This window comes from Stenotrophomonas sp. STEN033, assembly GCF_056856655.1.
Genome location: NZ_JBXFWM010000010.1, coordinates 1 through 14,478, shown reverse-complemented (window position 1 = coordinate 14,478; position 14,478 = coordinate 1). Strand labels below are relative to the sequence as shown.

Sequence of the window (14,478 nt, the reverse complement as noted above, 5' to 3'; positions counted from 1 at the left end):
TCAGGCCCTGTGCCACAGGTCTGCCCGCATCAGTTAGCCGCGGATCGGCATCAGCTAGAATCGGCGGATCACTCAGCAGGATTGTTCCAATGCAGCTGTCTTCCGTTCGTGCCGTCATCACCGGCGGCGTCTCCGGCCTCGGCCTCGGCGTCGCCCAGTTCCTGGTTGCCAATGGCGGCAAAGTCGCCCTGTTCGACCTCAATGATGAAAAGGGCGCCGCCGCGGTCGCCGAACTGGGCGCCGACAATGCCCGCTACTTCACCACCAATGTCACCGACGAGGCCGGCGTCGCCGCCAACCTCGCCGCTGCCCGTGAGTTCCTGGGCGGCCTGAACGTGGTGATGAACTGCGCCGGCATCCTCGGTGCCGGGCGCGTGCTGGGCCGCGAAGCGGCGATGCCACTGGCCAACTTCCAGACCACGGTGATGGTCAACCTGGTCGGCAGCTTCAACGTGGCCAAGGCCGCCGCCGAGCTGATGCAGCACAACGAGGCCAACGCCGACGGCGAGCGCGGCGTGATCATCAATACCGCCTCGGTGGCCGCCTACGAAGGCCAGATCGGCCAGGCCGCGTATTCGGCGTCCAAGGGCGGCGTGGTCGGCATGACCCTGCCGATGGCGCGCGAACTGGCGCGTTTCGGCATCCGCGTGCTGACCATTGCCCCCGGCGTTTTCTGGACCCCGATGGTCGATGGCATGCCGCAGAATGTGCAGGAATCCCTGGCTGCCTCCATCCCGTTCCCGTCGCGCCTGGGCCAGCCGGCCGACTTCGCCAGCCTGGTCGGCCACATCATTGGCAATACCTACCTCAACGGTGAGACTATTCGCCTCGACGGCGCCGTACGTTTGGCACCGAAGTGACTCCGGAGCGGGGCTTGGGGACTCGGAACGGCGCGAAAGCGCTACCCGATCAGCCCCAGGACCCGCTTCTGGTTTTGCGAATCTCCCATCCCGATTCCCTGATACCAGCGCTCAATCCATGAAAGCCAACGACATCAAGAAAGGCAACGTCGTCGAGTACAACAACGGCGTCTACCAGATCCGCGACATCGAGCGCAGCTCGCCGCAGGGCCGTGGCGGCAACGTCCGCTTCCGCTTCATCATGTACAGCGTGCCGGGCGGCAACAAGCTCGATGCCAGCTTCGATGCCGATGACAACCTGCCGGAAGTCGAGCTGCTGCGCCGCCAGTCCACCTTCTCCTACATGGACGGCGATGCCTTCGTGTTCATGGATGACGAGGACTACACCCCGTACACGCTGGACGCCGAGGTCATCGGCGACGACGCCGGCTACATCACCGAAGGCCTGACCGGCATCTACGTGCAGGTCATCGACGACCAGCCGGTCGCCGTGCAGATGCCGCAGCACGTGACCCTGGAAGTGATCGAGACCCCGCCGGAACTGAAGGGCGGCACCGCCACCAAGCGCCCGAAGCCGGCCAAGCTCAGCACCGGCCTGGAAATCATGGTCCCGGAATACATCGTCAACGGCGAACGCATCCTGGTGAACACCACCACCGGTGAGTTCGGCGGCCGCGCGGACTGATTGACTGCAGCCTCCTGCCAGATGGCAGGGGGCTGCACGTCGCATTGCATGGACGATCTTGCGGGAGCGGCGTAAGCCGCGAAGCCGACAAGGCTTCAGATCCCTGGATCGATGGAGATCCGGCGTCCTGTCAGATAGCCGGTTTCGCGGCTTACGCCGCTCGCACAACGTCTGTTGCCACCGGGAAATACAGCGACACCGCGGCCCCGCCCAGCGCTGAGGTACCAATCGTCGCCGTGCCTCCGGACTGCGCTGCAAACCCGTAGACCTGGCTCAACCCGAGGCCACTGCCATCACCGACACTCTTGGTGGTGAAGAATGGTTCGAACACGCTCTCCTGCAGCTCCGCCTGGATCCCTGGCCCGCTGTCACCGACGCAGATGCAGACGAACTGGCCAGCCTCACCGTTACCTGAAGGCACGATGATGCTTTCAAGCCGCGCCGACAGCATCACCTTGCCGACACCGTGCATGGCATCGCGGCTATTGCTGAGCAGGTTCAGCAGCGCAGCCTCCAATTGCCCAACGTCCACCGAGATTGGCGGCAGCTTCTCGGCCAGGTTCACGTTCAACTGGATGGTCTCGCCACAAACGCGGCGATACAACTCCAACGAGGCATTGACCAGGTCATCCACCCTGCTCAGCTGGGGCACCAGCGTTTGGCCGCGGCCGAACGCCAGCATCTGCCGGGTCAACTGGGTGCCACGTTCCACCGCCCGATGGGCGATATCCAGAATGCGCCGCACGCTCTCGTCGCCGGAGCGGCGCAGCGACAGCATGTCCAGGCTGTTGCCAATCACCGACAACAGGTTGTTGAAGTCGTGCGACAGGCCCAGGGTGAGCTTGCCTACCGCATCCAGGCGCTGCGCACGCAACGCTACCTCCTGCGCCTCCCGCACCCGCTTCTGGGTCTGGAAAATCTCGGTGATGTCACGGATGAGCACCAGCACCCGTGCGCCGCGCTGATCGGCGACCCGCTCCAGCATCACCGATGCCCGGAACCGCCCGCCATCCTTGCGCACCATGGCCATGCTCAGCTGATCGATGCCCTCTTCGAGCGTGCGTGCCACCGCCTGCTCGGCCGCACCGCGCTGCGAATCCGCAGCACTGAACAACACCGAAAAGGGGCGTCCGCGGATTTCCTCACAGGCATATCCCAGGACGGTTGAAGCACCCGCGTTGCAGCTGCGCACATGGCCGTCCTGGTCAAGCTGGAGGATGGCGCAGGAACTCAATTTCACTACATCCCCAGCCAACATCATTGCATCGGCCGCCTGCTGCTGTTCTGTGCTGCTCAACCGCGTTCTCCTGAAAACTGACCCGGCCGCCGCTGTTCGCGCGCCGCCGCCTCCCCCGTTTGCGTACCGTACCCTAAACGCAGACGTTCGCGCAGGTACAGCAGGTTCGATTCGATCTGGGCCAGGTCGGCGCGCTGCGCCTCGGGCAAGGCTGCCAATGCCGCCGCGTGCAACGCGGCCCACTGTTGCTGGGCCTGCCCTGTGCCCGCTGCGGTATCCGCCTTCAACTGCGCCAGCTCGTCCGGACCGGGTATGCCGTACCCGGGGCTATGCGCCAGCAGGCTTCCGGGCGCCAGCAACGCACCGGCCCGTGCCATCAACGCATTGAAATCGTCTTGCTCAGGCAATGGCTTGCCACGTGTCAGCAAGCGCCGCTTGAGTACATCGCCAGCCGCGACCTCGGCCTGTCGCCGGGCGGCCTGCTCCAGCAACAGCATCGCGGCCAGCACCTGCTCATCGGCCTGTCGCATCCATAGCCGGCGCTGCGCAGGCGGCAGCGCCAACCATTGCCCGACATCGGTGGCGGGCAGCGGCAGCGCCTTGCGCGCGACCGCGAACACCGTCGCGTAATGATTGGCCGCCGACTCGAAGTAGTAGCCGCCACGCATTGCCATCGTCCGATCGCGTGGCGGATCGACCAGCGCCTTGGACCGCAGGCCGTCCAGCAGCCCTGTCGGCGTGATCGACAGCAGATCGGCCGCACCCAACCGCGGCACACCATCACCGAGCAGCTTGCCTGTCTCTACCGCGCAGTTGTTGCTGATGAAGTAGTAGCGGCCGTCATAATCCCAGTGCAGACGCGCCGCCTGCTGTAGCAGTGTGGTGATCTCACCGCGCTGCAGGCGCAACGGTGTGGACGATACCCCGCGCAACTCGACCTTGGTGTATTCCTCGATGACCCGACTGAGTGGCAGCACGAACAGGCGTGACGGATAGACCCCGGTCAAACCACGCCAGCTGGATATCTGCACATCGCCCACGAACGCCCTGAACGACAGCACCAGATGGTGTTGCAGGTCCATTCGGCACGCCGGCCCCGGCACACGTCCCGGCGCGCACACCACCAGCCGCAGCATGCTGTGGCCCCAGCGGCTCATCAGTTTCTCGTTGCCTTCGGCCAGCAGGTAGTCGACCTCATAGACCCGCGCCGGATCCAGATCGAGCAGATCGGCCTGCCCTTCCTGCTCACCGGCCTGCATGAACGGCAGGGTCTGCGCGCAGTGTGCCCCGTCCAGCTGTCGTGGCTCGCCCAGATTCTCGGCAAACCAGGCGTGCAGGAGCGGACGTCGGCAGCGGTAATCCGGATCCAGCAGATAGTGTTCGAGGTTTACCGCGAAGAACTCGGCCGGGCTTTCCAGCTCATAGGGATCGGGGCTGCGCAGATGGAAGTGATTGCGCCCGCGGCCCGGCCATAACGGCCGCTGCTGCCAACCGGCCAGGTCCAACAGGCGTGACTGCGTCGACCAGCCGCCATGCTGCGAGCGGTCCAAGGCATGTGCCAGTTCATGGATCAACGCGGCCCGTGCCTGCTGCCAGGCCGGGGCGGAATGCAGGGGGGCGGGCGCGACACCGGCCTGCACCAATCCATGCAACAGGCGTTCGTCCAGACCCAGTTCCCGCCCCCGCGCCCTGCCCTGCACATGCGCGGGCAGGTCTGCGCGCCATCGCAACTGCAATGTCAGCGCGGTATTGGTCTCGATCGTGGCAGGCAGGCGCGCCAGTACGTCATCAATCAGCTGTTGGCTGACCTGCAGCTGCGCCGGATCCAGCGCCTGCGTCCGCAGTTCGATGCGCAGCGCTGCCTGCAATGGTGCGGCAGCGCATAACGGCAACAATATCGCCAGCCACCGCGTGGGCGGCAGCCAGCGGTGATTCATCACAGGGCCAGAATCTTCCGCGCCAGCGCCATGTCGCTGGCCTCGCGCGCTGCAGCGTCGCGCTCGCGCAACTGGATCAAGGCCGCTTCCAGCCATGCGCCACGGATCTGGCCATTGCTGGCGACGAAACCTGCCGCATCCTCCCGCGCATCCAGCAGCACCTTGTCGTCCCCGGAAGAGCTGCCCGAAGAGTTGGACGATGCACCCGAGGCGGAGCCGGCCGAAGTGCCCGCAAAACTGGAGGCGAATGCCGACATCGGCAGGGCAATCAAGGCGCAGAGCAGGATCGAGCGGATCATTGGCGTGTCAATGTCGGATGAACAAGGACGCCAAGAGTACCGACCGTGGCCGCTGGTTGGAACCAGCGGCTACGCTGCCCATCAGATCCGTTCATGATCCGCTGCGGTGGCCTGCCCCTGCCTGCCCGGGAGTCGCTGCCGCAACCAGCGCCAGCTGGAATCCACCACCACATAGAACACCGGCACGAAGAACACCGCCAACACCGTCGCCGTCACCATCCCGCCAAACACGCCGGTACCGATGGCCTGCTGGGTTTCCCGCGATGCTCCCTGCGCCAGCATCAACGGCAGCACTCCGAGGGCAAACGCCATGGATGTCATCAGGATCGGCCGCAGACGCATCCGCGCCGCACGCAGTGCCGCCTGCGCGGCAGTAAAGCCCTGCCGCTGCAGCTGGCGCGCGAACTCGACAATCAGGATCGCGTTCTTCGCCGACAGGCCAATCACCGTGATCATGCCGACCTTGAAGAAGACGTCGTTGGGCATCCCCCGCAACAGCACTGCGGCCACCGCACCCAGCAGACCCAACGGCACCACCAGCATCACCGCCATCGGGATCGACCAGCTTTCATACAGGGCAGCCAACACCAGGAACACCACCAGCATCGACAACAGCAGCAGCCAAGGGGCCTGTGCGCCCGATGTCTTCTCCTGCAGCGACTGGCTGGTCCATTGCAATGCAAAACCTGGCGGCAGCTGCCCCGCCAGGCGTTCCATCTCGGCCATGGCCTGACCGGTCGAGACGCCCTCAGCTGGCGCGCCGGACACATTCAGCGCGGGAAACCCAAGGTAGCGCTGCAACTGCAACGGTGACTCCTCCCATTGCGGCGTGACCAGCTCGGCAAGTGCAACCATGCCTCCGTGCGCATTGCGGACATGCAAGCGGAGCACGTCCTCGATCTCCATCCTGAACCGCGCATCCGCCTGCAGGATCACCTGCTGCAGGCGGCCCGCGTTCGGGAAGTCGTTTACATATTGCGAGCCCATGGCCACCGACAAGGTCGTGCTGATGTCGGTGAATCCAACGCCCATCGCCTCGGCCTTGGCGCGATCTATCTGCAGCCGCACGCTGCTGCCCGATGGCAGGCCATCGGCATGTACCTCGGCCAGCAGCGGGCTGGCCTGGGCCAGGATCAGCAGCTGCTTCTGGGCGGCACGCAATTGCGATTGGGTCTGGCCACTGCGCGCCTGCAGCGCCAGGCTGAAGCCGGAGGAGTTACCCAGGCTGTCGATGGCCGGCGGCATCACACTGATCACCTCGCCCTCGCGGATGGTCGCCATCGCCTCCAGGGTCGCAGCGACCTCGCCAGCTGCGGTGGCGCCGCCGCGCTCATCCCAGTCCTTGAGTATCGTGTACGCCATGGCCGCGCTCGGCCCCGAGCCGGCAAAGCTGTAGCCGGTGATGACCTGGTTGCCAGCAATGCCAGGCCGCGAAGCGATATGCGACTCGTAGGCCTGTACCACGGCAAGGGTGCGTTCCGCCGTGGCCTCGGCCGGCAGTTGCATCGAGGTGATGAAATAGCCCTGATCTTCTTCCGGCAAGAAGGCACCGGGGAGCCATTGCAAGCCCAGCAACAGCGCCACCACCAGCGCAGCGAACACCGCCATCACCCGCCCACCGCGGCGCAACACCGCAGCCACCATCCGATGATAGCGCCCACTCATGCGGGCGAATCCTCGATTGAATGCATCGAAGAAGCGCCACTGACGCCGTTCATGTGCGAGCGGACGCAGCAAGGTCGCGCACAGCGCCGGGGTCAGGCTCAATGCCAGCACCGCCGAGATCAGGATCGCGACCGCCATCGACACCGTGAACTGGCGATAGATTGCCCCCACCGAACCGCTGGCAAAGGCCATGGGAATGAAGACGGCGGTCAGCACCAGCGTGATGCCGACCACGGCACTGGTCAGCTCGCGCATCGCCTTGATCGTCGCCTCACGCGGCGCCAGCCCTTCCTCGGCCATGATCCGCTCAACGCCTTCAACCACCACGATGGCATCGTCGACGATGATGCCAATGGCCAACACCATTCCGAACATGGTCAACACGTTGATCGAGAACCCCAGCGCCAACATCACCGCGAAAGTACCCAGCAGCGCGATCGGTGCTACCAAAGCCGGCACCAGGGTGTAACGCCAATCCTGCAGGAACAGGAACATCACCGCGAACACCAGCAACATCGCCTCCAGCAAGGTCTGCAGGACCTTCTGGATGGATATCTTCACGAACGGCGCGGTGTCGAAGGGAATGCTGGTTTCCACACCCGGCGGCAGCAGTGATTGCAGCTCGGCGATGCGCGCACGCACGGCCGACGAGGTGCTCACCGCATTCGCACCGGGACGCAACTGGACGCCGGCAGCGGTGGCCACCTGGCCGTTCTCGCGGGTACCCCAGGCGTAACTCTGTGCCCCCATCTCCACCCGCGCCACATCGCCCAGCAGCACCCGCGAGCCATCGTCCTGCGCGCGCAGAACGATGCCCGTGAACTGCGCTGGCGTGCTCAGCTGCCCATCGGCAACCAGCGGGACGGTGATGCGTTGGCCCGCTACGCTGGGCGAATCGCCGATGCGGCCCGGTGCGATGTTCTGGTTCTGCTGTTCGATGGCGGCAACCACATCACCCACCGTCAGCGCATAGCCAGCCAATGCCGAAGGGTCCAGCCAGATCCGCATGGCCTGCTCGGCACCGAACAGCTGCACCCGGCCAACACCGTCGATGCGCCGCAGCTCGTCGATGATGTTGCGGGCCATGAAATCGCCCAGTTCGGCTTCGTCCACGCTGCCGTCCGGCGACCTCAGCCCGACCAGCATCAGGAAGCCGGAATCCGCCGCTTCCACGAACAGGCCGCTCTGCCGCACGCTGGCCGGCAGGCGCGGCTCGATCGCCTTGATCCGGTTCTGCACATCCACCTGCGCCATCTCCGGGTTGGTACCCGGGGCAAAGGTGGCGGTGATGGACGCCTCGCCCGAGGTATCCACCGAGGATTCGAAATAGAGCAGGTGCTTGACGCTGGACAGCTCGCGCTCGATCAGCCCGACCACCGAATCGTCCAGTGTCTGGGGGCTGGCGCCCGGGCAGCTGGCATAGATGCTGACGCTGGTGGGTGCCACCGCCGGGTAGCGCTCCACCGCCAACTGCGGAATGGCCAGGACACCGGCCAACACGATGAAGATCGCCAGCACCCAGGCGAATACCGGGCGATCAATGAAGAAACGGGCCATGGATTACCTTCAATGGGTGCGGGATGCGACGGCGGCCTTGCCCAGCGCGGACACCGGCTGCCAGGGCAGGGTTTCGACCAGCCGCCCCTCCTGCAGTCGCTCCTGCCCTTCCACCACCACCTGCTCGCCAGGCTTCAGGCCACTGCGCACGATCCATTGCCGGTCCACACTGCCATCCAGCTCAAGGGTGCGGATGACCGCCTTGCCATCGCCATCGATCACCCAGGCATAGGTCTGTCCACCGGCGCTGCGCAGCACTGCCTGCTGTGGCAACAACGGCTGCTCGCTGGCGCTGCCACGCGGCACCCGCGCGCGCACGAACATCCCCGGCAACAGATCACGGCGTGGATTGTCGACCAGCACCCGCAGCACCACGTCACCGGTACGCGCATCGACGTTGATACCGGAGAACAACAGCTGCCCGGCCTGCTCGTGCACCTGACCATTGGCACCGATGATCGCCACCGGCATCGCGCCACCATCGACGACATCCCGGCGCATCGCCGGCAACTGCGAGGCTGGCTGGCGCACATCGACGTAGACCTGGTCGATCTGCTGCACCAGCGCCATGGGTTCGGCATCGGTAACGTTCACCAATGCGCCTTCGGTCACCATGGCCTGGTCGATGCGACCGGCGATGGGTGCGCTGACAGTGGCATAGCGCAGGTCCAGCTGACGGCGGGCCAGGATCGCCCTGGCTTCGGCCACGGCGGCACGCGCCTGCTCATACTCAGACGTCGCATCATCGCGATGCTGCTGGCTAACCGCCTGCGCGGCGGCCAGTGCCTGCAGGCGTTGTGCCTGCAGTCGGCTGCGCGACAAGGCCGCCTCGCTGCGTTGCAGGGCCGCCAGCGCCGAATCGACGTCGGCGCGGAACGCCGCAGGATCGATCTGGAACAGCGCCTGTCCTGCAGCCACCTCGGCTCCCTGCTCGAACAAGCGCTTGCGCACGATGCCGCCAACCTGCGCGCGGATCTGCGCGGTGCGCAATGCTGCCACCCGCCCCTGCAGTTCGTCGTCGCGCTGCACGCGTTGCGCGACCACGGTCACCACGCTGACCTTGGGCACCACCTGCGCAGGTGTTTCAGGTGAGGAACAGGCCGTCATGGCCACAAGCAGCACCGCACACAAGGCGGCCGTAATCCATCGAATGATCATCACTGGGGGTGGTACTGGAAAGCCTGCGGGAACGCAGGCGCGCAGTGTGCCGGGCGATGATGGGGTTTCGATGGAGGGAATGTGGAGATAGCATGGAGGCAAGAACCTTTCGGCCCGACCCGGTAATGACCGCACTGCCACCCGTCGCCATGATGGCGCAATGGAATCGTTCCGCTGATGCACTTGTCCTGATCGTCGAGGACGAAGCCGAGATCGCCGACATCATCACCGCCTACCTGGAGCGGGAAAAACTGCGCGTGGTGCGTGCAGCAGATGGCCACACCGCACTCGAGCTGCATCGCAGTGCGCGCCCGGACCTGGTGCTGCTGGACGTCCAGCTGCCCGGTATCGATGGCTGGGGCGTGCTGTCGCAGCTGCGCCAGGGCAGCGACACGCCAATCATCATGCTCACTGCCTTGGACCAGGACCTGGACAAGCTGACCGCACTGCGGATGGGTGCCGATGACTACGTGGTCAAGCCGTTCAACCCGGCCGAAGTCGCCGCCCGGGTACGTGCCGTACTGCGCCGCACGCTGCACGCCGCACCGCGCCCTGCCATCACGGTCCTGCGGGCAGGCCCGTTGCTGATCGACTCACAGACCCATTCGGTGCATGTCGAGGGTGAGGGCTACAGCCACGAGCTGCTGCTGACGCTTACCGAATTCAAGCTGCTGCATTGCATGGCGTTGGCCCCGACCCGCATCTTCAGCCGCAGCGAACTGATGCACCAATGCCTGCCCGAGAGCGAGGCGCTGGAGCGCACCGTCGACAGCCATGTCAGCAAGCTGCGCCGGAAACTCGACGACGTGGGCGTGGCCAACATGCCGGCCAGCGTGCGTGGTGTGGGCTATCGCCTGATGGCGGATCGCTGATGCGCCGCCCCGGGCTCAATCGACACATCATCATGTCGATGTCGCTGATGGTCATCAGCGTCATCGTGATGATGGCGTTCTCCTCCTGCCTGCTGTACGCGATCCTGGTCGAGTCGTATCCGGCCAACGCGCTGGAATTGCAGGAATGGCTGCCGACGGGTCCGGAACTGGCCTGGATGGCGATCGTCACTGTCATCGGCCTGGCGCTGGCGCTGGCCACATCGATCCGGCTCACGCATCGCATCGTGTCTCCGCTCAACACCTTGATGGAATCAGTCCGCGCGCTCGCCGACGGTAATCTGGATGCGCGCGCCAGCGCCAGCGACGACGCGCTGGACGAGATCGCCCTGCTGGTCGAAGACTTCAACACCATGGCCGCGCGCCTGCAGCATATGGACCGCGAACGCGCCCTCTGGCACGCGGCGATTGCACACGAACTGCGGACACCATTGACCATCCTGCGCGGCCGCCTGCAAGGCCTGGCCGACGGCGTGTTCCAACCGGACGAAGCACAGTTCCGCAGCCTGTTGTCGCAAGTTGAAGGGTTGTCGCGGCTGATCGAGGATCTGCGCGTACTGGGACTGGCCGGCAATGGTCGGCTCGACGTGCGGCGCGCGCGTACCGACGTGGTGCAGGAAGTGCACTCGGTGATGACCCTGGTCGATCCGGCGTTCCGCACTGCGGGCTCGGTACTTGAACTGGAAACCCACCGCGACGAACACCCGGCTTACTGCGACCCCACCCGTCTGCGCCAGGCACTGCTCGCCCTGCTGGAGAATGCGCGACGTTACGCCAGCCCGGGCCGGGTGAGGATCTCAATCCTGGACGGCAAGGACCACGTGCAGGTGGCCATCGAGGACAACGGCCCCGGCATCGATGCCGCCTTGCAGCCACACGTCTTCGACCCTTTCATGCGCGGCGATGGTTCACGCTCGCGCCAAGGCGGCGGCAGTGGGTTGGGACTGGCCGTGGTCAAAGCAATTGCCGATGCCCACGGCGGCCAGGTTTCCTGCGGCAGCGGCGCTGGGGGCGGCAGCCGTTTCGTGCTGGAACTGCCGCGCGAGTAAGCGCCCGTTTCAGAGGCACCGACCGACGCAGCTGATCGATCAGCGATCGAACAGCTTGCCCGGGTTCAACAGCCAGTTCGTATCAAAGGCATGCTTGACCCCACGCATCAACGCGACTTCCGCGTCGCTGCGGGTGCTGGCCAGGTAGGCCTTCTTGACCAGACCGATGCCATGCTCGGCCGAGATGCTGCCATCAAAGCGGTGCAACACCTGCGCCAGCAGCTTGGTCACGTGCTCGCACTGGCTGAGGAACTCGGCATCACTGGTGTCGTCGGGCTTGAGCACATTGATATGAAGGTTGCCGTCGCCGATATGGCCGAACCAGACCACCTCGAAATGCGGGTAGGCGCCATTGATCAGCGCCTGGGTCTCGGCCAGGAACGCCGGCATCGCCGAGATCCGCACCGACACGTCGTTCTTGTACGGTTTGTAGCGCGCCACCGACTCGGTGATGCCTTCGCGCAGGCGCCACAGCTGCTGTGCCTGTGCCTCGCTGGTGCTGATCACACCATCCAGCACCCAGCCCTGCTCCATGCAGTACTCGAACGCCGCCAGCGCGGCGGCTTCGCCAGCCTCGTCGGCGGAGGCGTATTCGGTCACCACGTAGTAGGGGTGGATGTCCTCGAACGGATACTGCGCACCGTGCGCGGTGACGTGCTTGACCGCCAGATCGGTGAAAAACTCGAAGGCCTCCAGCTGCAGCCGCTCGCGGAAGGCGGCAAACACCTGCATCAGCACTTCGAAAGACGGCAGCGCCAACACCATCACATTGGTGGCCGGCGGCGGGTCGGTCAGGCGCACGGTGGCCTCGACCACGATGCCCAACGTGCCTTCCGAACCGATCATCAGCTGGCGGAAGTCGTAACCGCTGGAATTCTTGATCAAGCCCTTGTTGAGCTCGAGCAGCTCACCATTGCCAGTAACCACCTTGAGCCCGGCGATCCATTCGCGGGTGTTGCCGTAACGGATCACCCGGATGCCGCCTGCATTGGTGGCGACGTTGCCGCCGATCGAACACGAACCGCGCGCGGCGAAATCCACCGGATAGATCAGCCCATGTTCCTTGGCGGCGTTGTGCAGTGCTTCCAGCGGCATGCCGGCCTGCACCACCAGGGTGCGGTCCACCGCATCGAACGCCAGCGCCTTGTTCATGCGCTCCAGGCTGAGCACCAGCTCGCCATTGGCAGCCACCGCGCCACCGGACAGGCCGGTGCGGCCACCGGAGGGCACCACGGCCACCTTGTGTTCGTTGGCCCAGCGCATCACCGCCTGTACCTCTTCCACACTGCCCGGCAGGGCGATGGCCAGCGGCGCCGGCGTCCAGCGCCGGGTCCAATCGCGGCCGTAGTGCTCCAGGTCGCCAGCGTCGGTCTTCAGACGCAGCTCGGGGCAGGACTGCAACAGGGTTTCCAGGCGCGGATCGGTCATGGCGGTGTTTCGGCGGCGTGAAAGCCGCCAAGCGTGACAGCCCGGCCGCGTGCCGTCCAGTGTCCGTAGTGAGGCCTCACGCGCGCCGTGGATTTCATATGAAACCTTTTACCATCAAGGCCTTGCCGCGTTGCGCAGCGCACAAATCGGCGCGCCGATCTGGCATAGTTGGCGACCTACCCACCTTCGCCGCCGTACACGACATGTCGCCCAAGAAGACCTCGTTCCCGAAGCAGGACATCCGCGTTTTGTTGCTTGAGGGGGTCAGCCAGACCGCCGTGGACGTCTTCAAGGCGGCCGGTTACTCGCAGATCGAGCTGTACAGCAAGTCACTGCCGGAAGAGGAGTTGAAGGCGCGTATCGCCGAAGCCCACATCGTCGGCATCCGCTCACGCACCCATCTCAGCGCCGAGGTGCTGGCCGAAGCCAAGCGCCTCATCGCGGTCGGCTGCTTCTGCATCGGCACCAACCAGGTCGACCTTGAAGCCGCCGAGCTTGCCGGCATCCCGGTCTTCAACGCGCCCTACTCCAACACCCGTTCGGTCGCCGAACTGGTGATTGCCGAGGCGATCATGCTGACCCGCGGCATCCCGCAGAAGAACGCCGAATGCCACCGCGGCGGCTGGTCCAAGTCGGCCGCGGGCAGCCATGAAGTACGCGGCAAGACCCTGGGCATCATTGGCTACGGCCACATTGGCACCCAGGTCGGCGTACTGGCCGAGGCACTGGGCATGCACGTGATCTTCCACGACATCGAAACCAAGCTGTCGTTGGGCAATGCACACCCGGCCATCAGCATGGACGACCTGCTGGCGCGCTCGGACGTGGTCACCCTGCATGTGCCGGAGAACGGCTCCACGCAGTGGATGATCGGCGCCGAACAGCTGGGCAAGATGAAGAAGGGCGCGCACCTGATCAATGCAGCGCGCGGCACTGTCGTCGATATCGACGCACTGGATGCGGCGCTGCGTTCGGGCCATCTGGGCGGCGCCGCCGTGGACGTGTTCCCGGTCGAACCCAAGGGCAATGGCGACCTGTTCGAATCGCCGCTGGCCGCGCATGACAACGTGATCCTGACCCCGCATGTGGGCGGCTCCACCCTGGAAGCGCAGGAAAACATCGGCGTGGAAGTGGCTGCCAAGCTGGTGCGCTACAGCGACAACGGCTCCACCCTGTCGGCGGTCAACTTCCCGGAAGTGACCCTGCCCGAACACGAACAGAGCCTGCGCCTGCTGCACATCCACCGCAACGTGCCAGGCGTGCTGTCCAAGATCAACGAGATCTTCTCGCGCCACAACCTGAACATCGACGGCCAGTTCCTGCGCACCGACCCCAAGGTCGGCTACGTGGTGATCGACATCAGCGCCACCGAGGAACAGGCCGCGGTCATCCGCGAGGAGCTGGCAGCGATCCAAGGCACCCTGCGCACCCGCATCCTGTACTGACGCCCCCGGTAGCGCCGAGCCATGCTCGGCAAGGGCTCTCCTGGCAACGTCAAAACCAACCCCTCCCCAACCCTCCCCTTCGCTACGCGAATGGGAGGGGGCTGTAGTGCCGAGCCAAGCTCGGCAGGGGCTATACCGGTCCCGTCAGGGATATTGTGGGAGCGGCGTCACCCGCGAAGCTGATGGAGTGCCCGGTGGTGGGAGAATTGCCGGCGATCGGTCGCTGCCTGCTTCGCGGCTGACGCGGCGCCCACATGCCCGTTCTATC

General features: G+C 65.2%; 11 protein-coding genes. 5 read left to right on the top strand and 6 right to left on the bottom strand.

What is annotated here, in order from left to right; translation table 11 throughout:
- Positions 1-89 precede the first annotated feature (89 nt).
- Both AC1VXC_RS05490 and yeiP read left to right on the top strand, forming a co-directional pair.
- Complete coding sequence (locus AC1VXC_RS05490) at positions 90-860, top strand: SDR family NAD(P)-dependent oxidoreductase (RefSeq protein ID WP_481526829.1); 771 nt, start codon at positions 90-92, stop codon at positions 858-860.
- 118 nt (positions 861-978) lie between these two features.
- The gene (gene yeiP, locus AC1VXC_RS05485) at positions 979-1,545 is read left to right on the top strand and encodes an elongation factor P-like protein YeiP (RefSeq protein WP_282270790.1); all 567 of its coding nucleotides are present in this window, start codon (positions 979-981) and stop codon (positions 1,543-1,545) included.
- 151 nt (positions 1,546-1,696) lie between these two features.
- On the opposite strand, the gene AC1VXC_RS05480 is transcribed toward yeiP, so the two are convergent.
- From AC1VXC_RS05480 to AC1VXC_RS05460, 5 genes are all read right to left on the bottom strand, one after another.
- A complete protein-coding gene (locus tag AC1VXC_RS05480) occupies positions 1,697-2,842 on the bottom strand; it encodes a two-component system sensor histidine kinase NtrB (protein ID WP_313171860.1) in 1,146 nt (381 codons plus the stop codon).
- On the bottom strand, positions 2,839-4,719 hold the full coding sequence (locus AC1VXC_RS05475; RefSeq protein WP_481539072.1) for a DUF7844 domain-containing protein: 1,881 nt from the start codon (positions 4,717-4,719) through the stop codon (positions 2,839-2,841). Before AC1VXC_RS05475 ends, AC1VXC_RS05480 begins: the two co-directional genes overlap by 4 nt.
- On the bottom strand, positions 4,719-5,018 hold the full coding sequence (locus tag AC1VXC_RS05470) for a DUF2388 domain-containing protein (RefSeq protein ID WP_313171856.1): 300 nt from the start codon (positions 5,016-5,018) through the stop codon (positions 4,719-4,721). Before AC1VXC_RS05470 ends, AC1VXC_RS05475 begins: the two co-directional genes overlap by 1 nt.
- Positions 5,019-5,099: 81 nt before the next feature.
- Complete coding sequence (locus AC1VXC_RS05465; RefSeq protein ID WP_481539841.1) at positions 5,100-8,240, bottom strand: multidrug efflux RND transporter permease subunit; 3,141 nt, start codon at positions 8,238-8,240, stop codon at positions 5,100-5,102.
- A gap of 9 nt (positions 8,241-8,249) precedes the next feature.
- Positions 8,250-9,347, bottom strand: a complete 1,098-nt coding sequence (locus AC1VXC_RS05460) for an efflux RND transporter periplasmic adaptor subunit (RefSeq protein WP_481539840.1) — start codon at positions 9,345-9,347, stop codon at positions 8,250-8,252.
- A gap of 176 nt (positions 9,348-9,523) precedes the next feature.
- Between AC1VXC_RS05460 and AC1VXC_RS05455 the strand changes: the two genes are divergently transcribed.
- Both AC1VXC_RS05455 and AC1VXC_RS05450 read left to right on the top strand, forming a co-directional pair.
- On the top strand, positions 9,524-10,270 hold the full coding sequence (locus AC1VXC_RS05455) for a response regulator (RefSeq protein ID WP_481539839.1): 747 nt from the start codon (positions 9,524-9,526) through the stop codon (positions 10,268-10,270).
- The gene (locus AC1VXC_RS05450) at positions 10,270-11,337 is read left to right on the top strand and encodes an ATP-binding protein (protein WP_313171848.1); all 1,068 of its coding nucleotides are present in this window, start codon (positions 10,270-10,272) and stop codon (positions 11,335-11,337) included. The genes AC1VXC_RS05455 and AC1VXC_RS05450 overlap by 1 nt, the downstream gene beginning before the upstream one ends.
- 39 nt (positions 11,338-11,376) lie before the next feature.
- Here AC1VXC_RS05450 and AC1VXC_RS05445 read toward each other — a convergent pair whose 3' ends face one another.
- On the bottom strand, positions 11,377-12,765 hold the full coding sequence (locus tag AC1VXC_RS05445) for an FAD-binding oxidoreductase (RefSeq protein WP_313492747.1): 1,389 nt from the start codon (positions 12,763-12,765) through the stop codon (positions 11,377-11,379).
- Positions 12,766-12,968: 203 nt separating this feature from the next.
- Between AC1VXC_RS05445 and serA the strand changes: the two genes are divergently transcribed.
- Positions 12,969-14,210 (top strand): phosphoglycerate dehydrogenase, encoded by a 1,242-nt coding sequence (gene serA, locus AC1VXC_RS05440; protein WP_481539842.1) that lies wholly within the window; start codon positions 12,969-12,971, stop codon positions 14,208-14,210.
- Positions 14,211-14,478: the final 268 nt, after the last annotated feature.

Excerpts from the sequence above, each read along its gene's own strand:
- AC1VXC_RS05490 (WP_481526829.1), top strand. The coding sequence starts at position 90 with ATGCAGCTGTCTTCCGTTCGTGCCGTCATCACCGGCGGCGTCTCCGGC.
- yeiP (WP_282270790.1), top strand. The coding sequence starts at position 979 with ATGAAAGCCAACGACATCAAGAAAGGCAACGTCGTCGAGTACAACAAC.
- AC1VXC_RS05475 (WP_481539072.1), bottom strand. The coding sequence starts at position 4,719 with ATGAATCACCGCTGGCTGCCGCCCACGCGGTGGCTGGCGATATTGTTG.
- AC1VXC_RS05470 (WP_313171856.1), bottom strand. The coding sequence starts at position 5,018 with ATGATCCGCTCGATCCTGCTCTGCGCCTTGATTGCCCTGCCGATGTCG.
- AC1VXC_RS05465 (WP_481539841.1), bottom strand. The coding sequence starts at position 8,240 with ATGGCCCGTTTCTTCATTGATCGCCCGGTATTCGCCTGGGTGCTGGCG.
- AC1VXC_RS05460 (WP_481539840.1), bottom strand. The coding sequence starts at position 9,347 with ATGACGGCCTGTTCCTCACCTGAAACACCTGCGCAGGTGGTGCCCAAG.
- AC1VXC_RS05455 (WP_481539839.1), top strand. The coding sequence starts at position 9,524 with ATGACCGCACTGCCACCCGTCGCCATGATGGCGCAATGGAATCGTTCC.
- AC1VXC_RS05450 (WP_313171848.1), top strand. The coding sequence starts at position 10,270 with ATGCGCCGCCCCGGGCTCAATCGACACATCATCATGTCGATGTCGCTG.
- AC1VXC_RS05445 (WP_313492747.1), bottom strand. The coding sequence starts at position 12,765 with ATGACCGATCCGCGCCTGGAAACCCTGTTGCAGTCCTGCCCCGAGCTG.
- serA (WP_481539842.1), top strand. The coding sequence starts at position 12,969 with ATGTCGCCCAAGAAGACCTCGTTCCCGAAGCAGGACATCCGCGTTTTG.